Source organism: Stenotrophomonas sp. KH_052, assembly GCF_057838755.1.
Map to the genome: position 1 here is coordinate 1,430,051 of NZ_CM174475.1, position 18,980 is coordinate 1,449,030.

Consider the following 18,980-nt stretch of genomic DNA (forward strand, 5'->3'; position numbering starts at 1 on the left):
GCGACTTAATCCCCTCCGTCCCCTTTTTCCGTAGGCGGCGGCGGGCTGGTAAAATCGGGGGATTCCCGTTCCTCGAGCCGTCCATGACCTGCCGCACCCGCTTCGCCCCCAGTCCCACCGGCTACCTGCACATCGGTGGTGCCCGCACTGCGCTGTACTGCTGGCTGGAGGCCCGCCACCGTGGCGGCGAGTTCGTGCTGCGCATCGAGGACACCGACCGTGAACGCAGCACCCAGGGCGCGATCGACGCCATCCTGGAGGCGATGGAGTGGCTGGGCCTGGACTATGACGAAGGCCCGATCTACCAGACCGACCGCGTCGCCCGCTACCTGGAAGTGGCCGAGCAGCTGGTGGCCGACGGCAAGGCCTACTACGCCTACGAGACCCGCGAAGAGCTCGATGCGATGCGCGAGGCGGCCATGGCCAAGCAGGAAAAGCCGCGCTACAACGGCGCCGCGCGCGAGCTGGGCCTGCCGCGCAAGGACGACCCGAACCGCGTCATCCGCTTCAAGAACCCGCTGCAAGGCACCGTGGTGTTCGACGACCTGATCAAGGGCCGCATCGAGATCGCCAACAGCGAGCTGGACGACATGGTCATCTTCCGCCCGGACGGCTTCCCTACCTACAACTTCGCGGTGGTGGTGGACGACTGGGACATGGGCATCACCGAGGTCATCCGCGGTGATGACCACATCAACAACACCCCGCGCCAGATCAACCTGTACGAAGGCATCGGCGCGCCGGTACCGAAGTTCGGCCATATGCCGATGATCCTGGACGAGCAGGGCGCCAAGCTGTCCAAGCGCACCGGCGCGGCCGACGTGATGCAGTACAAGGACGCCGGCTACCTGCCCGACGCGCTGCTGAGCTACCTGGCCCGCCTGGGCTGGTCGCACGGTGACCAGGAGCTGTTCAGCCGCGAGGAACTGATCGAGCTGTTCGACGTGAAGGACTGCAATTCCAAGGCCTCGCGCCTGGACATGGCCAAGCTGGGCTGGGTCAACCAGCACTTCCTGAAGACCGAGGACGTGGCCGCCATCGTCCCGCACCTGGTCTACCAGCTGCAGAAGCTGGGCCTGGACGTGGCCGCCGGCCCCGCCCCGGAGGACGTGGTGATCGCCCTGCGTGAACGCGTACAGACCCTGAAGGAAATGGCCGAGAAGGCCGTGGTCTGGTACCAGCCGCTGACCGAGTACGACGAAGCGGCGGTGGCCAAGCACTTCAAGGCCGGTGCCGAAGTGGCGCTGGGCAAGGCCCGCGAACTGCTGGCGGCGCTGCCGGAGTGGACCGCCGAGGCGGTGGGCGTAGCCCTGCACGACACCGCCGCCGCGCTGGAGATGGGCATGGGCAAGGTTGCCCAGCCGCTGCGCGTGGCCATCACCGGCACCCAGGTCAGTCCTGACATTTCCCATACTGTGTATCTGGCCGGACGCGATCAGGCCTTGAAACGCATTGATGTGGCCATCACCAAGGTAGCAACGGTCTGAGGCATTCTTGCCAGGCCCGAACCGGAGAACACGCATGCCCGCCAAGACCGCCACAGCCTGTACCGCCCCGCACCACCACGTCCACGACGCATCGGATTTCGTGGCGGTGGTCGAGCGTGTCTCGCGCGAACGCGGGCTGCGCCTGACCCCGATCCGCGCCAACGTGCTGAAGCTGATCGCCGAGGCCGGCAAGCCGGTCAAGGCCTATGAACTGCTGGAATGGGTGCGCAACGGCAAGGGCGTGGGCGCTGATGCCCCGCCCACCGTCTACCGCGCGCTCGACTTCCTGATGGCCAATGGCTTCGTGCACAAGCTGGAGTCGGTGAATGCCTTCGTGGCGTGCCACCACCCCAGCAGCGCCGCGCACTCGGTGCCGTTCCTGATCTGCAACAGCTGCCACAGCGCGGTGGAACTGGAAGACCGCGAGATCGTCACCCAGCTGGAAAAGCGTGCCAAGGAGCTGGGTTTCCAGCCGCAGGCACAGACCCTGGAAGTGCACGGCCTCTGCGCGCGCTGCGCCGGGTAACGCAACGGTAGTGCCGGCCGCTGGCCGGCATAGGAGCGGGATCAGATCCCTTTGCCATTGGCAAAGGGATCTGATCCCGTTTCATGACAAGGCTAGTCCATCGGCTTGCTCGCGGTATCCACCCGCACGATCACCGACATGCCAGGCCGCAGCTGCGCGGCCAGTTTCTGGCCTTCATTGATCGATATCCGCACCGGCAGCCGCTGCACCACCTTGGTGAAGTTGCCGCTGGCGTTGTCAGGGCGCAGCACGCTGAATTCCGACCCGGTGGCTGGCGCGATCTCCTGCACGCGGCCGCGCAGCACCTGGCCCTGGAACGCGTCCACCGAGAACGTGGCCGGCTGACCGATCGCCATCCCCCAGGTCTGGCCTTCCTTGTAGTTGGCCACCACCCATAGCGTGTCAGGTACCAGGAACAGCAGCTGCGAACCGGCGGCGACGTACTGGCCCACGCGCACGCTGGCTTCGCTGATCTGGCCGTCGCGCGGTGCGTGGATCACCGTGTTGGCCAGGTCGATGCGCGCCAGTTCCAGTTGTGCCTGTGCGCTTTCCACCTGTGCCTCCAGGCTCTTGCGCGCCACCTGGGTCGACACCAGCGTTTCCTCGGCGATGCGGATCTGCGCCTGCGACTGCTGCACGCTGGCCTGTGCCGAGGCCTGGGTGGTCCGGAACTTGTCGCGGTCGTTGATCGATACGAGCTGCTGCGCGGCCAGCTCCTCGTAGCGCTTCAGCTCGTTGCGCGAGCGTTGCAGCTCCGCCTGGCCGGCTGACAGCGTGGCCTGCGCAGAGGCGATCTGCGCACGGTTCTGCGCCTGCGACTGGTCCGAGTTGGCCAGTGCCGCGCGTGCGCTGTCCAGGGTCGCCTGCGCCTGGGCGACACGCTGCGTGTAGATGCGGTCATCGATGCGCAGCAGCGGCTCGCCCTCCGTCACGTGCTGGAAGTCCTTCACCAGCACTTCGGTCACGTAACCGTTCACCTGTGGCGCCATCACCGTGATCTGTCCGCGTACATAAGCGTTGTCGGTCACCATCACGCTGCTGGTGAACGGCCACAGGTGCCAGGCACGCAGGATCAACGCGATGCCCAGCAGCGCCACTACCACCATCACCACCACGCTGCGCGCGCTGGGCTTGAGATATTTCGGCGCGGCAGCCGGTGCCGCCGGCGTGGGCGCTGGTGCCGCATCGGTCGGCGGCGGTGGAGTGACGTTGTCGGCGTCGATGTCGTCGGGGCGGGGCGGAACGGGAGGCATGGAGGAGGACTCAGCGGGGTGCGGCCGGCGTGGCCGCAGCGAGGGAGGTGGGGTGGCGCTTGCGCCATTGCTTGAGCACGGCGGTGCGCAGTGACAGCAGCAGCAACCAGCACAGGAAGCCGATCGCCAGCCAGCCGCTGAGGGTGAACACGTCGTTGAAGCCACGCACGTTGGCTTCGCGGCGCGTGGTCTGCGCCAGCTGCGCGCTGCCCTGCGCACTGCGCAGCACCGGGTCGGTGATCTGTGCGCTGTACAGTTGTTGCTGGATGCGCAGGCGCTGCGCCACCACCGGGTCGGCCGGGTCGAGCTGGCTGGTCAACGCGCTGGAGTACAGCTGCTCGCGGTGCAGCTGGAAGGTACCCAGCACCGCCGAACCGGCCAGGCCGCCCAGCGTCTGGGTGATCGACAGCGTCACCAGAAAGGTGATCATGTGGTCCACACCCTGCTTCAGCGCGGCGGAAATGCCGAGCATGATCAGAGGGCCCATGAACATGCCGGCACCCACCGAAGCCAGGAACTGGCTGACGTAGAAATCGTGCGGCCGATCCATGCTGGTGCGGTGCTGATCGAAGAAGGCGGCAGCGCCCAGCAGCAGGATCGCCATCAGCAGCTGCGGAATCAGCCGCTTCGGGCCGAAGGTCAGCGATGCACCAGCGATGCCGGTGACCACGCCCGCGAGGATCACCACGAACAGCGGGCGCATCTGGTCAGGCCCCATGCCCAGTGTGCGCATCAGGTTGACCACGCCGTAGGACTGTTCGGTGGTCAGGAAGCGGATCAGGAACGCGCCGACGATGAAGTGCAGTACCGGCAGCTTCGACAGCCAGCGGATCTGCAGCAGCGGATTGCGCCGGTAGTGTTCGATGATGAAGGCGGTGGTGGACAGCACGATCGCGGCGACCAGCGCCCAGCCCAGCCACGGTGTGTTGAGCCACCAGCGGGTGTAGCCCTGCGCCAGCACGATCACCAGCAGGGCGACGGCGGGGGCGAGCAGGGCGAAGGTGAGGAAGTCCAGCGGCTCGAAGGCTTTCACCTGGATGCCGGGCGGCAGCTTCAGCACCACCACCGCCGCGAACGCGCACAGCGCCAGCCCGGCTTCGAACGAATACAGCTGGTGCCACTGGCCGGTATCGACCAGGCCTGGCGAGACGATCCAGGCGATCGGCACCGCCAGCTGCGAGAGGCCCACGCCAACCACCAGCAGGTTGCCGGTGAATCGGCGTGGCAGCGCCTGCAGCATGTACAGCGTGCCCAGTGTCGAACAGGCCGCGCCGGCGAAGCCGCTGGCGGCACGGGTCAGCATCGTGGTCTCGAAGCTGCCGACGAACAGATGCAGGACGGCCAGAGCTGCGTACAGCCCCAGCCCGATCTCGGCGAACAGGCGGATGCCGTACTGCTGGCGGAACTTGAAGGCCAGCAGGTTGGCCGTGACGTTGACCATGGCATAGGCCGCCACCAGCCAGCTGCCCTGGGTCGGGGTCAGTGCCAGCTGGCCCTGCAGGAAGGGCAGGTTGGCGGTGACCAGCGCATTGCCGAGGCCACCGGTGATCGCCACCAGCAGCGACACCAGTGCGTAGGCCACACGTCGATACGGTGGGTGCCAGGGCATCGACGCCGAACCGGGCATGGTCGGCTTCTCGTGCTCCTCCCAATCCGGAACCGGCTTCAGATACGGCTGGACCATCAGCGGGCCTCGCTGGTTGCTCCCTGGAGACCCCCGCGCAGCAGCTGCAGGGCACGCCCGGCAAGGTGGGCGCGCTCGTCGCGGGTTTTGCCGCGCAGGGCTGCGCCCAGCATGCCCGAGATCAGTGAAATGTCCGTCTTCTCCAGGTCGGCACGGCACAGTCCGGCGGCCTTGGCACGGGCGATCGGTGCTTCCAGCAGATCGCGCACGGTCTCGCGCGCGGTGCGCATGGCCGGCACGTCCGAATCGACTGCACGCCAGTAATCGGCCAGTGCCGGCGAATCGATGATGCGCTGGGCCATACCCTCGAACACTTCGAACAGGGCATCGTCGCGGTCGCCGAGCTGCTCGACCTGGCGCCGGATGCGATCGACCGTACGTTGCAGCAGTGCCTGGATCAGCGCGGTGCGGTCGGGGAAGTTGCGGTACAGGGTGGCGCGGCCCACCTGGGCGCGTTCGACCACCAGGTCCAGCGGGGCGGTGACACCGTGTTGGCCGAACACATGATCGGCGGCGTCGAGGATAAGGGCGCGGCGGGCAGCAGCATCGGCACGTTGGGCTGTCATGGGTTCATTTTCGGACAAAAGTGTCCGATTGGCGAGACATTGAGTGACGGGATTGTCCGCTTGTTGTGGTACGCACATCTTTGTGACGGATGCGTGATGGACGCTGCACAGAGAGATGGGGGCCAGAAGGCCCCCATCGAATCTGCTTGCAGTGGATCCACGCCATGCGTGGTCTGAGGCTGGGGTCAGAGCCCATTCCTGAGGAATGGGATCCGACCCCGCGGCACGATCAGAAGAACGCGCGGATGCCGAATGCGACACCGCGGCCCGGCAGCGGCGAGTAGTCACGCAGCAGCGAGGTATGCGGACGCACTTCGCGGTTGGTCAGGTTGCTGCCATCCAGGAACACCTCGTAGCTGTTGCTCGCGTTGCGATCCCAGCGGTAGGCCAGGTGCGCGTCGACCAGGGTGTAGCCGTCGCTCGGCGCTTCGTTCTGGGCGACATCCTTCTGGCGGCTGTAGCGGACCGCACCGACCGAGGCGCGCCAGCCGTCCTTCGACCAGCGCAGATCGGCGCCGACGCGGGCCGGGGCGATACGCGGCAGGTAGCCGGTGTTGGCCAGCTCCACGCTGTAGTTGTGGTTGTGGTCGCCATGCGGCACGGCGATGTCGAGGTTGCGGCTGCCGCTGCCATCCAGCTTGGCCTTCACATAGTCGCCGAACACGCGCAGGTCCCAATCACCGGCGCCGCCTTCAAACAGGTGCACCAGCGCTTCGGCTTCGGCACCGCGGAACACCGCATCCTGCTGCGTCCAGGCGCGGACCGGCAGGCCCTCGGTGACGCCGGTGTCGGCCAGGTAGATGAAGTCCTTGAACCTGGTCTGGTAGACCGACGCGGAGAAGTCCAGGCGTTCGCTGTGGGTGTGGATACCCAGTTCCACGCGCTGGCCGCGCTCGGTCTTCAGGTTGGCGTCGCCGATTTCCAGCGAGCGGGTGGCGATATGCGCGCCGGCGGCATACAGCTCTTCGTTGGTCGGTGCACGCTCGGAGCTGTCTACGCCGATGCGCAGGTCGACGGTGTCGTTGAGCTTCCAGATGCCGGCCGCAGACAGGTTGGTGGCGCCGAAGGTGCGGCGGCGATAGTCACCGGTCGGGTCCAGCTTGACCTGGTCGTGGCGGCCGCCCAGTTCCAGCTTGAACGGGCCGAACTGTTTTTCCTGCAGTACGAACAGGCCGATGTTCCTGGTGCCGGTATCCGGAACGAACGCCTCTTCGCCCTTGGCACCGAAATCACTGTTGCCGAACTGCAGGCCGAAGGCGCCGTCCCAGCCACCGATCTGCTGCTGCACCGCTTCCAGGCGCGCCTCGATGCCACGGTTGGTGAAGCGGGTGGACGGCGTGCCGGCTTCCAGCTCCACGTGTTCGTAGTCGGTGTAGGCCACGCGTGCATTGATGTTCTTCAGGAACGAGACCGGGTTGTAGATGCCGGCCTTGGTCTCGAAGCGGTTCTGCACCATGTCGATGCGCACGTCATGCTCGTCGCCGCCTTCCTCTTCATCGCCATGGTCGTGGCCGTGGTCATGGCCATGATCATCGCCATCGGCATGCACGTGCGCGCCATTGGGAATGCCGTAGTTGGTGCGATAGGTGCTGGCCGATACGCCGAAGTAGCCGCCGTCGCCCAGCCAGGTCGCGCCGACGCCGCCGGCGCGGGTGCGGATGGAGCTGTTGTCGAGGCGGCCGCGGCGCGGCTCTTCGCCTTCCTCGCCCGCGTGCTCATGGTCGTGATCGTGATGGTCTTCAAGGCTGTCGATCACTGCATAGCCGGGAATGCGGTAGTCGTCGCCGTTGCGGACCAGGCCGTCAACATGCAGCACGACATTGCCGCTGACGCCATCGAGGCGGAACATGCCGCTGCGCTCGTTGTTCACCGAATTGCCGCGCAGTTCGGCGCGGCCGCTGAGCGGGCGCTCCGGCAGTTCGCGCGCGATGCGGCCATCCACCACATTGACCGCGCCACCGATCGCGCCGCTGCCGAACAGCAGCGTGGCCGGGCCCTTCAGCACTTCGATCTGGTCGGCCAGGAAAGGCTCGATGCTGGTGGCATGGTCGGCGCTGACGGTGGAGGCATCCATGTTGCCCATGCCATTGGACAGCACGGCCACGCGCGGGCCTTCCTGGCCGCGGATGATCGGGCGACCGACACCGGGGCCGAAGAAGGTGCTCTGCACGCCGGGCAGCTTGGCTACGGTATCGCCCAGGGTGCCGGCCTTCTGCTCGTCCAGGCGTTCGCCGGCCAGCACATCAACCGGGCGCGCCAGCGATTCGGCATCGCCCTGCAGCGGCGAGGCAGTCACCTGCACCGACGACAGTTCGGTCAGGTGGCGGTCACGATGCGAGGAGTCCTGGCCGGCTGCAAAAGCGACGGACGGCAGGAGGGTGGCGAGGGCCAGGGCCAGGGAATGCGGCTTGAGCCGCGGGGTGTGGGCGGGCATGAAAGAGTCCTTTGTTACTGTATATCAATCGCTGGGCGCACGAATCCCGTCGGCGGGACAGGGGGGAGGGAAACCGTGCGGGTCGGGAATGGATGTTATATTATTATTCCATAACGATTCGCCGACCCTGCTGGAAGTCATGTCCCTGTCCTCACGCCTGCGCCACCTGCTTGACCGTTTCGGCGCCACCGGTTCGATGCTGTGCGCGGTGCACTGCGCAGTGATCCCCGTGCTGCTGGCGGCGGCGCCGTCGCTGGGCCTGTCGTTCTGGCTGAGCGATGGGGTGGAACAGGCGCTGGTGGTGTTCGTCACCCTGCTGGGGCTGTTCAGCCTGGTCTGGGGTTATCGCCGGCATGGCGCACTGCGCGCGCTGGGCTTCCTGATTCCCGGCCTGGTCGCGTTGTGGGCTGGCGTGCTGTACGACCCGCTGCACCACAACGCGGTGCCACATGCGGTGGTGATGACCATCGGCGGCCTGCTGGTCGGTGTCGCGCACCTGGTCAACCTGCGCCTCAACCACGGCCACGTACACGACGCCAGCTGCGCGCACTAGGCGCTCCGTGATAGGCTTTCTGATCGTGCGCGGGGGCGCCCAGCAAGGCGGCCCCGCCGAACCCGTGTCAGTACGGGGTAACCAGATTTCACATTTGAGGAGTTGAAGACATGGGTAAGGGTGACCGCAAGACCGCCAAGGGCAAGCGCTACAACGCCAGCTACGGCAACGCCCGTTCGCACACCGCGAGCAAGGTCGCCGTAGGCGCCGCCGCCCCGGTTGCCAAGAAGACCGTGGCCAAGGCTCCGGCGAAGAAGGCTGTGGCGAAGAAGGCCGTCGCCAAGGCCTGATCCGGCTGGTCGACCGCTTCAAAGAAAAACGCGGCGCCTGGCGCCGCGTTTTTTTGTGCTCGTCGTTCCGCTTGCTGCGTTCGCCGGGCATGGCCCGGCGCTACCCATTGCTGGCACTGTAGCGCCGGACCATGCACGGCGGATGACGTACGATCAGCGCAGCGTCTTCGTCAGCGTCTCCGCATTCCCGTCGTTCGGCGCCGCCGGTACCTGCAGCAGGTGCGCCAGCAGCGGGTAGACGTCGACATTGTCGAAGCCGTCGATCACCAGGCCCTGGCGGAACGACGGGCCGCTGGCCACGAACACCGCACGCATCGACGGCAGGGCATTGTCATAGCCGTGCGAGCCACGATCCTGATGGTCGCGCTTGGCGATCTTCTCCTGATGCAGGGCATCCCAGCCTTCATCCATCACGCAGACAATGGCGGGAACGCGCGGATGAGTGCCGTAGTGCAGGCGCGCCGGCAGATTCTCTTTCTTCCAGCACTCATACCGGTCGTGACGACCGAGCAGGGCGCGCTCGGCGGCGGCCTCGTGACCGACCAACGGCGCAAAACCCACCGACTGGCCCTGGCTGACGTTGCGTGCGATGGCCGGGTCGACCATTGATTCGGTGGAGATCACCTGGCCGACCGGGACGCTGGCCATGCCATGGTCGGAGACCACGATCACGTTGGTGGTCGCGGCCAGGCCGCGTTGCTGCAGGCCGTCGAGTACCTGGCCGATGATCTGGTCGGCGCGCACGATGGCGTCGGCGTACTGCTTCGATTCGGGGCCGTAGTTGTGGCCGGCCTTGTCCACGTGTTCCATGTACAGCGTAGTCAGGCGCGGTGCGTCGGCATCGGTCTGTGCAAGCCAGTCCAGCACGGTGCCCGCGCGTTGTTCCAGCGGTTCCTTGCCGTCGTACACGCGCCACTGGCTCGGGCGCACACCGCGGATTTCCGATTCACTGCCCGGCCACGAGGTGGTGGCCGAACGCACCCCGGCGTTCTCGGCGCCGACCCAGATCGGTTCGCCGCCCCACCAGCCGCTGGTGGTGACCGCCTCACGGTTGCTCAGCTCGAACCGGCCCAACGCTGCATCGTCCATGCTGTTGTTGACGATGCCGTGGTGGTCCGGGCGCAGGCCGGTGACGATGGTGTAGTGGTTGGGGAAGGTCAGCGACGGATAGGACGGGGTCATCCAGCGTGCACGCACGCCGCCGTCGATCAGTCGCTGCAGGTTCGGGGTCAGGCCGCGGTCCAGCGCATCGGCGCGCAGGCCGTCGATGGAGATCAGCAGCAGCTTCGGCGGTGCAGCCGCAGCGACGGAAGTGGGAACGGAGGTGGAAGGGGCGGGCGCGGTGGTGGTGCAGGCCGCCAATGGCAGCAGCAGCGCCAGCGCGCAGGTCAGGCGTACGGAAGTCATCCGCGCATGATAAGCCGGCGCAATGACGCGCCCAAGACACGGCGCGCTATCGCGCGCCGTGTCCGCGCATTTTTCCTTATCCCCGCGCCTTTCGGCGCGCCCCCTTCAACAAGAAGGGGGCTTTTCCCCAGGCATGTTCCCGATGCTTCCATCCCCGCATGGCGTGGATCTGCCGTGTCGACCAAGGTCGGCACCTACCCACAGCCGCGCGTACCAATAATCGCCGTTACCAGCAGCCGCGTGAACCTGTCGAAGGCGGGGCGGTGTCGGATTGCGGGGTGTCCGCGGCATGGATGCCGCGGCCAAGCCTACAAGGACGTACTTGCGGCGTCCCCGCAATCCGACACCGCCCCGCCAACCCACGGATAGCCCGCTTTTGACGTTGACGGTGATTCGGCGGGTGCAGGGCGCAGCCCTGCCGGAAAACCTGCCCCTCAGGCGAACAGCGGGGCCTGGCGTTGTTCCAGTCGCAGCAGTGCGGCCTTGGTTTCCAGGCCGCCACCGAAGCCGGTCAGTGCCCCGTTGCTGCCGATTACACGATGGCAGGGCAGGATGATCGGCAGCGGATTGCGCCCATTGGCAGCGCCGACGGCGCGGGTCGCACTGGGTTGGCCCAGATGCTGCGCCAGCTGCAGGTAGCTCCAGGTCTGGCCGAACGGGATCAGAGCCAGCGCCTGCCACACGCGCAGCTGGAACGGCGTGCCGCGTGGCGCAAGCTCAAGGTCAAAGCTGCTGCGTTCGCCGTGCAGGAACTGCAACAGCTGCTCGCGTGCTTCCGGCAGCGCATCCGGCGCGTAGTGCCAGTCGTCGCGCCCGCGTGCCGGGTGGCGGTTTTCCGGGAACAGCACGTGGGACAGGCCACGCTCGTCACCGGCGATGGTCAGCACGCCGATCGGGCTGTCGAAACGGTCGAACAACAAGGTCATGTCGGTTCTCCAACGAAAGTGCCGGACAGGTGCCAAAGATGCAGCACGGCATAGGCGCGCCAAGGGCGCCACGGTTGCGAGCGTGCTTCGGTGGCACGTTCGCTCAGGCGCTGGCCCTGCGCATGGCCGAGCACCTGCTGCAGTACCAGGTCGCCGGCGGGGAAAGCATCGGGCTGGCCGAGCCCGCGCAGGGCGATGTACTGCGCGGTCCACGGACCGATGCCGGGTAGTGCCACGCAGCGGGAAACGAACTCTTCCAGCGCCTGGCCCGGGCCGAAGTCGAGCGCGCCACTGGCACAGGCGGCGGCAAGCGCACGCACGGTGGCGGCGCGGCTGCGTGGCAGGCCGATCGATTCCAGTGGCGCTTCTGCCAGCAGCTCGGGGGCCGGGAACTGGCGATCGAATTCCGGCGGCATGCCCGGCAGGTGTGCGCCATAGGCATCCACCAGCCGCCGCGCGAAGGTGGTGGCCGCGGCCACGCTGACCTGCTGTCCGAGCACGGCGCGTACGCCCACCTCGAAGCCATCCCAGCCGCCGGGGACGCGCAGCCCGGGGCGCTCGGCGATGCCACGCGCCAGCAAGGGTTCCTCATCCAGTGCGGCGTGGACCTGCTGCAGGTCGGCATCCAGATCGAATACGCGACGCACACGGCGGACGATGTCGGGGATCAGGCGCGGATCGACCGCGCCCAGCTGCAGGCGCAGTTCCGGGCGCTTCGGGTCGGCGGTGACGCGCAGCAGGGTGGGGCGCTCCGGCGTGCCGAGCACGCGCTGGTAGCTGTCTTCGCCGATCAGCTCGATGCCGGGCAGGCTGCGCTTGCGCAGGAAGGCCAGCATGCGTGGGAAATCCAGTGGTGGCCGGTATGCCAGACGCAGTACCAGGCAGCCATCGTCGGCGGCCAGCGGCTGGTGCTGGCGACGCAGTGCCGTCGGTGCCATGCCACAGCCCTGCAGGAAGGCGGTATTGAAACGGCGCAGGCTGTTGTAGCCGGCGGCCAGCGCGACGTCGGTCACCGGCAGCGTGGTCTCGGTCAGCAGCTGCTTGGCCAGCAGCAGGCGATGGGTGGCGTGGATCTGCCCTGGCGTTGCGCCCAGATGTTCGACGAACAGGCGCTGCAGCTGGCGCGCGCTGAGTCCGATCTTCTCTGCGAGGTCGGCTACCGGCTGTTCCTGCAGGAAGCCACCATGGATCAGGGCCAGTGCGCGCTGCACGGTCTGCCCGGCCAGTGCCTGCTGCGCCTGCGGTGCCAGCTCGGGGCGGCAGCGCAGGCACGGGCGGTAACCGGCTGCCGCGGCAGCGGCCGCAGTCGGGTAGTAAGTGATGTTGCGCGGCTTCGGCGGCGGTGCCGGGCACATGGGGCGGCAATAGATGCCGGTGCTGCGCACGGCGGTGAAGAACACGCCGTCGAAGCGTGCGTCGCGGGCCAGGCGGGCGCGGTCGCAGGCGGCGGTGTCGAGGGCGAGGGCGGTGTCCATGACGCCAGTCTAGGCGTGTGCGGGCGGCGATACTCGCCGGATTCGGACATGGATGCTGGAGGGGGTTCTGGCAGGGCTTGCAGCCCTGCACCCGCAACGTCACCGTCACCGTCAACGTCTCAATCAAAAGCTGGCAGTCCGTGGGATGGCGGGGCGGTGTGGGCTGTCAGGACACGCCGTAAACCCGTCCATGGGGGCTCGATGGCGCCATCCATGGCGCCAACGGTCCTGTCAGCCCACACCGCCCCACCTCTGACAGTTGGTCGCTGCAGTTGGTGGGTGCCGACCGTTGGTCGGCACGCTTTTGCTGTTGGTAGGTGTCGACCTTGGTCGGCACGCTTTTTTCCCAAGGGTCAGAAGGGGTTCAGTGCCACGCGCTGAATGCGCGCCCTGGACGGGTAGACTGTGGCTCTTGCTCCCATGAATCCCGGTTGCCCGATGTCCGCCAAATTCCGCTGGTTGCCCCTGTTGTGCCTGGCCCTGGCGGGCTGCAGTCAGCTGGAGAATCCGGGCAATGTGACCGCTGCCGACAAGGCGGCGCGGGCGCCGGCCAGCGATGGCGAGAACATGGTGTCGATCAATGCGGCTGACGCACCGCCACCGCCGGCGCCGCCGCGCAGCCGGGCGGATCGGCCGTGGCCGCAGGCGCAGTTGGAGAATGGCCGCGCCTGGGTCAGCTGCAGTACCGAGTACGCCGGTGAGGCGGGCGATGGCGTCGAGCTGGAGGGCCTGCAGCGCGAGCAGATAGCCCAGGCCCTGGCGCCGTGTGCCGAGCGTGGTCTGATGCGGGTGCGTTACGCCGGCAAGATCAATCCGGGCTTCGCCGAAATGATGTGGCGACTTGCCGTGGTCGCCGATGAACAGAAGATCCACAAGCGCATCCTTGACCTGGACTCCAGTGGTGGCCAGGTCGAATCGGCGATCGTCGCCGGTGACAGCATCGGTGAATCAGGCTGGACCATCTGGGTGCGCGAAGGCTCGATCTGCCACAGCGCCTGCGTGTTCGTGCTGGCCGCCGGTGACAACCGGTTGCTGTCAGGCAAGGTCGGCATCCACCGCATGATGCGCATCAGTTCCAAGGCGACCTCGCGCGCTGAGCTCAACCGCGAGCTGCACGAGGTCTACGACAACGTGAAGGACTATCTGCAGCGCAACGGCGTGGCGGTGGGCGTGGCCGATCTGATGATGACGGTGCCCAATCGCAGCCTGCGCCTGCTGACGCCGGACGAACTGCGCCAGTACGGCCTGGACGGCACCAACGCGGTGCAGGACGACCTGGAGCGGATCAAGCAGATGCGTGCCTGTGGTGACGACTTCGTGCAGCGCAAGGATGCGTTCCTGATCGCCTTCGACCAGCAGTGCAAGCACGAAGGCGCCGACATGGAATCGATCAACAGCTGCGGCCAGGCGTTGAAGCAGCGCTTCGGCTTCCCCGATGCGGTGTGCCCGGAAGAAAGCCCGCTGTCGGAGATCGATGTAGCAACGCTGCCGCCTGCGCCTTCGGAGCCACCGCCGGTGGCCGAACAGGCACCGGTGAACACTGCCGCGCCCGCTGCACAGGTCGATGCAGCAGTGGTGGAAGGCAACGCCCCGGCACGCTGACGGCGTAGTCACTGCGCTGGCGTAGACTGCGGTTCTTTCCCGAGAACCGGCGGTGTCCATGAAGCGCGTGCTCCTGCTGCTGTCCTTGCTGCCCTTGATTGCACTGGCGCAGGCGCCTGCACCCGTCACGCCCGCCCCGGCGCCCGCCCGCCCGGCACCCACGTCGCCAGCAGCAGCAAAACCGGCCACGGCCGGCGCGCCGGCGCTGACCGCCGCGCAGCAGGCCCAGGTGCAGAAACAGGACGCGGAAATGGGCGCGGCCGCAGTGAAGGCTGCGCAGCTGGTCGATGCCAACCGCGCCGGCGAATTGTGGGATGGCGCTTCGGCCGTCGCGCGCCGCGCAGTACCGAAGGCGGCCTTCGTCAGCCAGCTGACCAGCGAGCGTGCGCGGCTGGGCGCCCTGGCTGGCCGCGGCCAGCCGACCATCACCCGGGTCAAGTACAACGCCGGTGCTGCGGTGCCCGAAGGCCTGTACATCAACGTCAGCTTCCCGACCCGTTTCGCCAACAGCGCACAACCGGTGCGCGAACTGGTGTCGTTCCGTTTCGACGAGGACCAGGTGTGGCGTTTGGCCGGCTACAGCCTGCGCGCGTCCGGGCCCTGAGGAGATAGACCATGGCAACCGAACTGACAATGCTGGCCTGGGCGATGCTGCTGGGCTTTGTCTACATCTTCGCTACCTCCACCGTGGTCACCCGCGAGCGCGGGATGAAGTGGAATGCCTCGGCGCGTGATGGCGAAGCCAGGCCACTCAGCCCGCTGGCCGGTCGCCTGCAGCGGGCCCAGGCCAACTTCCTGGAGACCTTCCCGTTCTTCGCCGCTGCTGCGATCGCAGTGGTGGTGGCTGGGCGCGGCAACGACACCACCGCATTGGCGGCGCAGGCTTACTTCTGGGCACGGGTGGTCTATCTGCCGTTGTATGCCGCAGGCGTGCCGTACGTGCGCAGCCTGGTCTGGCTGGTGTCGCTGTTGTCGATCCTGGCCCTGGTGTTCGCGCTGCTGTGATCGCGGCCTGATCCAGATCAAGGCCGCTCGGGTCCGCAGCGCTATGCTGGCGGCGACTGAATCAACGGCAGGAGGCGCGCATGCGCAGGATGGACGTGGTGGTGGTCGGCGCCGGACCGGCGGGTCTGTGCTTCGCGCGTGCGCTGGCCGGTAGCGGCCTGCAGGTCGGCATGGTCGAAGTGCAGCCGCGCCAGGCACTGGCCGAGGCTGCCTTCGATGGCCGTGAGATCGCGTTGACCCATGCCTCAAGGCAGAGCATGGAACAGCTGGGCCTGTGGCAACGCCTGCCGGACGCCGAAGTCGCCGAATTGCGCGATGCCAAGGTGATGAACGGCGGCTCGCCGTTCGCGCTGACCTTCGCCAGCGGCCAGGTCGATGGCCAGCCGCTGGGCTGGCTGGTACCCAACCATCTGATCCGCCGCGCCGCATGGGATGCCGTGCAGGACCAGGATGGACTGGAACTGTTCGACGGGCGCAAGGTGCAGAGCGTGCAGGCCGATGCGCAGGGCCATGTGGTCACGCTGGACGACGGCAGCACGCTGCACGCGCGCCTGCTGGTGGCCGCCGACAGCCGCTTCTCCGCAACCCGCCGCATGCTCGGCATCGGTGCGCAGATGCGCGACTTCGGCAAGTCGATGCTGGTGTGCCGCATGCAGGTCGAGCGCGATCATCACCACACTGCCTGGGAATGGTTCGGCTACGGCCGCACCATGGCGCTGCTGCCGCTCAACGAGGGCCAAGCGTCTGCGGTGATCACCTTGCCGCCGCGCCAGATTGAAGAACTGCTGGCGATGGATGAGGTGGCCTTCGGTGAGGCCATCAGCGGTTGCTTCGAGCACCGCCTGGGCCGCATGCAGCCGGTGGCGACGCCGCAGGCGTATCCGCTGGTCGGCGTCTATGCGCACCGTTTTGTCGGCGAGCGTTCGGCGTTGATCGGCGATGCCGCGGTGGGCATGCATCCGGTCACCGCCCATGGCTTCAATCTGGGCCTGGCCAGCGCGCAGCGGCTGGCGCAGGGCATCGTCGAACAGCAGCGTCGCGGTGCCGATATCGCCGCCGCCGGCATGCTGGCCAGCTACCAGCGCGGTCATCGGCTGGCATCGCGGCCACTGTACGAGGCCACCAACGCGATCGCCAGCCTGTATACCGACGATCGCCGCCCGGCGCGGCTGCTGCGCGCGGCCGGCCTGCGTCTGGCACAGGGCGTGGCACCGTTCAGGCAGTTGATCGCCTCACACCTGACCCAGCGCGTGGCCTGAACCGGTTCAGATCAGGCCGTTCACATCAGCCGGCGGCCAGCACGCGGATCTGGCTGTCGGCGAATTCAACCACCTGGCCTGCGCGGATCTTGCAGGCCTTGCGCAGCTCGACCTCGCCGTCGACCAGCACCTGGCCGTCGCTGATGACCATCTTGGCCTCGCCGCCGCTGGTGACCAGGTCGGCCAGCTTGAGCAGCTGCTTGAGCTCGACGTAGTCGCCGTCGAGGTCGAATTCGAGAATCTGCATGGAACGGGTTTCCTGGGAAGGGGCGCCGGATTCTGGCCGGGCCGGGAGAGGGCGCGTATTGTGCGCCAGCACGGGGCATGACGGCACACGCACGGCAACCTGTATGCATGGTTCAGGATCAATGCGGTATGATTCCGCTCTGAGCGAGTGAAATCTCCTCCAACCGAGCAGCGCCAGGGCACGCGATAAGAAGGGCGCCCAAAGCGCGGACCATCACCTTTTTTATCGCACTGCCAGGAAGACGGCAGTGTCTTCGGAGTTCCCCATGTCCCAAGAATCCCAAGCGCAGCTGCAGTTCGCGCAGCTCGGCCTGTCCGAGTCTGTCATGCAGGCGGTCACCGCCATCGGCTACGAAACCCCGTCGCCGATCCAGGCTGCCACCATTCCGGCGATGCTGGAAGGCCGTGACGTGCTGGGCCAGGCCCAGACCGGTACCGGCAAGACCGCCGCCTTTGCGCTGCCGGTACTGTCCAACATCGACCTGCAGCAGATCAAGCCGCAGGCGCTGGTGCTGGCCCCGACCCGCGAGCTGGCCATCCAGGTCGCCGAGGCGTTCCAGTCCTATTCCTCGAAGATCCCCGGCTTCCGCGTGCTGCCGGTGTACGGCGGCCAGCCGTACGGCCAGCAGCTGTCGGCGCTGCGTCGCGGCGTGCACATCGTGGTCGGTACCCCCGGCCGCGTCATCGACCACCTGGATCGCAGCACGCTGGACCTGTCCGAGCTGAAGACGCTGGTGCTGGACGAAGCCGACGAAATGCTGCGCATGGGCTTCATCGACGACGTCGAAGCCGTGCTGAAGAAGCTGCCGGCCAAGCGCCAGGTCGCCCTGTTCTCGGCCACGATGCCGCCGCAGATCCGCCGCATCGCGCAGACCTACCTGCAGGACCCGGTGGAAGTGACCATCGCGGCCAAGACCACCACCTCGGCCAACATCCGCCAGCGCTACTGGTGGGTGAGCGGCATGCACAAGCTGGACGCGCTGACCCGCATCCTGGAAGTCGAGCCGTTCGACGCGATGATCATTTTCGCGCGCACCAAGGCCGGTACCGAGGAACTGGCCAGCAAGCTGCAGGCCCGTGGCCTGGCCGCTGCCGCCATCAACGGTGACATGCAGCAGGCGCAGCGTGAGCGCACCATCGCCATGCTGAAGGAAGGCAAGCTGGATATCCTGGTCGCCACCGACGTGGCTGCCCGCGGCCTGGACGTGGAACGCATCAGCCACGTGCTGAACTACGACATCCCGTACGACACCGAAAGCTACGTGCACCGCATCGGCCGTACTGGCCGTGCCGGCCGCAGCGGCGAGGCGATCCTGTTCGCCACCCCGCGCGAGAAGGGCATGCTGCGCCAGATCGAGCGTGCTACCCGCCAGCCGATCGAAGAAATGCAGCTGCCGAGCGTGGAAGCGGTCAACGACAACCGCATCAACAAGTTCACCTCGCGCATCACCGAGACCCTCGGCCAGGGCGGCCTGGACTTCTACCGCCAGCTGTTGGAACGCTTCGAGACCGAGCAGAACGTGCCGGCCATCGAAGTGGCTGCTGCGCTGGCGAAGATGATGCAGGGCGATACCCCGTTCCTGCTGCAGCCGCCGGTGCGTGCACCGCGCGAAGAACGTGCGCCGCGTGAGCGTTTCGAGCGCACTGAGCGCCCGGAACGTGGCGATCGCAACGAGCGTGGTCCGCGCTTCGAGCGTGGCCCGCGTCGTGACGATGCCGAGGGTGGCTTCGAGCAGCGCCCGCGCCGTGATGTGCCGCCGCGCGGTGCACCGGAGCAGGGCATGGAGACCTACCGCATTTCGGTCGGCCACCAGCACGGCGTGAAGCCGGCCAACATCGTCGGCGCCATCGCCAACGAGGCCGGCCTGGAAAGCCGTTTCATCGGCCGCATCGACATTCACGATGACTTCTCGCTGCTGGACCTGCCGGCGCAGATGCCGTCGGACGTGCTGACCCACCTGCAGAAGGTGTGGGTCTCCGGCCAGCAGCTGCAGATGCGTCCGCTGGCGGCTGGTGAAGAGATCAACCCGGCGCCGCGTCCGTTCAAGCCGCGCTTCGACAAGCGTGGTCCGGGTGGTCCGGGTGGCCCGCGCCGCAGTGGCCCGGGTGGCCCTGGTGGCGACCGCGGTGGTGACCGCGGTGGTGACCGCGACAGCCGCCCGCCGCGTCGTGACGGCTTCAAGCCGCGCGGCCCGCGCAGCTACTAAGCCCCACCTGCGGTCCTGAACAACGCCAGCCTCCGGGCTGGCGTTGTCCGTTGTGGGCCC

The 18,980-nt window shown here is 67.2% G+C and carries 17 protein-coding genes; 9 read left to right on the forward strand and 8 right to left on the reverse strand.

The window, feature by feature from the left end:
* Positions 1-83: 83 nt before the first annotated feature.
* Positions 84-1,487, forward strand: coding sequence for a glutamate--tRNA ligase (gene gltX, locus AC3ITW_RS06570; RefSeq protein ID WP_004150410.1), 1,404 nt, complete (start codon positions 84-86; stop codon positions 1,485-1,487).
* A 34-nt stretch (positions 1,488-1,521) separates the two neighbouring features.
* Positions 1,522-2,013, forward strand: coding sequence for a Fur family transcriptional regulator (locus tag AC3ITW_RS06575; protein WP_004150412.1), 492 nt, complete (start codon positions 1,522-1,524; stop codon positions 2,011-2,013).
* A 92-nt stretch (positions 2,014-2,105) separates the two neighbouring features.
* Here the strand turns inward: AC3ITW_RS06575 and AC3ITW_RS06580 are convergent, their stop codons facing one another.
* The 4 genes from AC3ITW_RS06580 to AC3ITW_RS06595 form a co-directional block, all read right to left on the reverse strand.
* The gene (locus AC3ITW_RS06580; protein WP_004150414.1) at positions 2,106-3,266 is read right to left on the reverse strand and encodes an HlyD family secretion protein; all 1,161 of its coding nucleotides are present in this window, start codon (positions 3,264-3,266) and stop codon (positions 2,106-2,108) included.
* A 10-nt stretch (positions 3,267-3,276) separates the two neighbouring features.
* Positions 3,277-4,950 (reverse strand): MFS transporter, encoded by a 1,674-nt coding sequence (locus AC3ITW_RS06585; RefSeq protein WP_004150416.1) that lies wholly within the window; start codon positions 4,948-4,950, stop codon positions 3,277-3,279.
* The gene (locus AC3ITW_RS06590; RefSeq protein ID WP_010483118.1) at positions 4,950-5,516 is read right to left on the reverse strand and encodes a TetR/AcrR family transcriptional regulator; all 567 of its coding nucleotides are present in this window, start codon (positions 5,514-5,516) and stop codon (positions 4,950-4,952) included. Before AC3ITW_RS06590 ends, AC3ITW_RS06585 begins: the two co-directional genes overlap by 1 nt.
* Before the next feature lie 229 nt (positions 5,517-5,745).
* A complete protein-coding gene (locus AC3ITW_RS06595) occupies positions 5,746-7,950 on the reverse strand; it encodes a TonB-dependent receptor (protein WP_004150460.1) in 2,205 nt (734 codons plus the stop codon).
* Between the two features lie 139 nt (positions 7,951-8,089).
* Between AC3ITW_RS06595 and AC3ITW_RS06600 the strand changes: the two genes are divergently transcribed.
* Entirely contained in the window at positions 8,090-8,503 is a 414-nt protein-coding gene (locus AC3ITW_RS06600; RefSeq protein ID WP_008264835.1) for a MerC domain-containing protein, read from the forward strand.
* 110 nt (positions 8,504-8,613) lie between these two features.
* A complete protein-coding gene (locus AC3ITW_RS06605) occupies positions 8,614-8,793 on the forward strand; it encodes a 30S ribosomal protein THX (protein WP_004150462.1) in 180 nt (59 codons plus the stop codon).
* Between the two features lie 153 nt (positions 8,794-8,946).
* On the opposite strand, the gene AC3ITW_RS06610 is transcribed toward AC3ITW_RS06605, so the two are convergent.
* From AC3ITW_RS06610 to AC3ITW_RS06620, 3 genes are all read right to left on the reverse strand, one after another.
* A complete protein-coding gene (locus AC3ITW_RS06610) occupies positions 8,947-10,200 on the reverse strand; it encodes an alkaline phosphatase family protein (protein WP_012510483.1) in 1,254 nt (417 codons plus the stop codon).
* A gap of 434 nt (positions 10,201-10,634) precedes the next feature.
* On the reverse strand, positions 10,635-11,126 hold the full coding sequence (locus AC3ITW_RS06615; RefSeq protein ID WP_012510484.1) for a methylated-DNA--[protein]-cysteine S-methyltransferase: 492 nt from the start codon (positions 11,124-11,126) through the stop codon (positions 10,635-10,637).
* Positions 11,123-12,601 (reverse strand): AlkA N-terminal domain-containing protein, encoded by a 1,479-nt coding sequence (locus tag AC3ITW_RS06620; RefSeq protein ID WP_012510485.1) that lies wholly within the window; start codon positions 12,599-12,601, stop codon positions 11,123-11,125. Before AC3ITW_RS06620 ends, AC3ITW_RS06615 begins: the two co-directional genes overlap by 4 nt.
* A 438-nt stretch (positions 12,602-13,039) precedes the next feature.
* On the opposite strand from AC3ITW_RS06620, the gene AC3ITW_RS06625 reads away from it, so the two are divergent.
* The 4 genes from AC3ITW_RS06625 (at position 13,040) to ubiM (ending at position 16,467) form a co-directional block, all read left to right on the forward strand.
* Complete coding sequence (locus tag AC3ITW_RS06625; protein WP_012510486.1) at positions 13,040-14,203, forward strand: COG3904 family protein; 1,164 nt, start codon at positions 13,040-13,042, stop codon at positions 14,201-14,203.
* A 58-nt stretch (positions 14,204-14,261) separates the two neighbouring features.
* Positions 14,262-14,807, forward strand: a complete 546-nt coding sequence (locus AC3ITW_RS06630) for a DUF4019 domain-containing protein (protein ID WP_012510487.1) — start codon at positions 14,262-14,264, stop codon at positions 14,805-14,807.
* An 11-nt stretch (positions 14,808-14,818) separates the two neighbouring features.
* Positions 14,819-15,208, forward strand: a complete 390-nt coding sequence (locus tag AC3ITW_RS06635; RefSeq protein WP_004150677.1) for an MAPEG family protein — start codon at positions 14,819-14,821, stop codon at positions 15,206-15,208.
* A gap of 80 nt (positions 15,209-15,288) precedes the next feature.
* Entirely contained in the window at positions 15,289-16,467 is a 1,179-nt protein-coding gene (gene ubiM, locus AC3ITW_RS06640) for a 5-demethoxyubiquinol-8 5-hydroxylase UbiM (RefSeq protein WP_004150679.1), read from the forward strand.
* Between the two features lie 25 nt (positions 16,468-16,492).
* Here ubiM and AC3ITW_RS06645 read toward each other — a convergent pair whose 3' ends face one another.
* Positions 16,493-16,714 carry an RNA-binding S4 domain-containing protein gene (locus AC3ITW_RS06645; RefSeq protein ID WP_004150681.1) on the reverse strand — a complete coding sequence of 74 codons (222 nt, stop codon included), beginning with the start codon at positions 16,712-16,714 and terminating at the stop codon, positions 16,493-16,495.
* Between the two features lie 265 nt (positions 16,715-16,979).
* Here AC3ITW_RS06645 and AC3ITW_RS06650 point away from each other — a divergent pair, with 265 nt between their 5' ends.
* Positions 16,980-18,920 (forward strand): DEAD/DEAH box helicase, encoded by a 1,941-nt coding sequence (locus AC3ITW_RS06650; protein ID WP_004150682.1) that lies wholly within the window; start codon positions 16,980-16,982, stop codon positions 18,918-18,920.
* Positions 18,921-18,980: the final 60 nt, after the last annotated feature.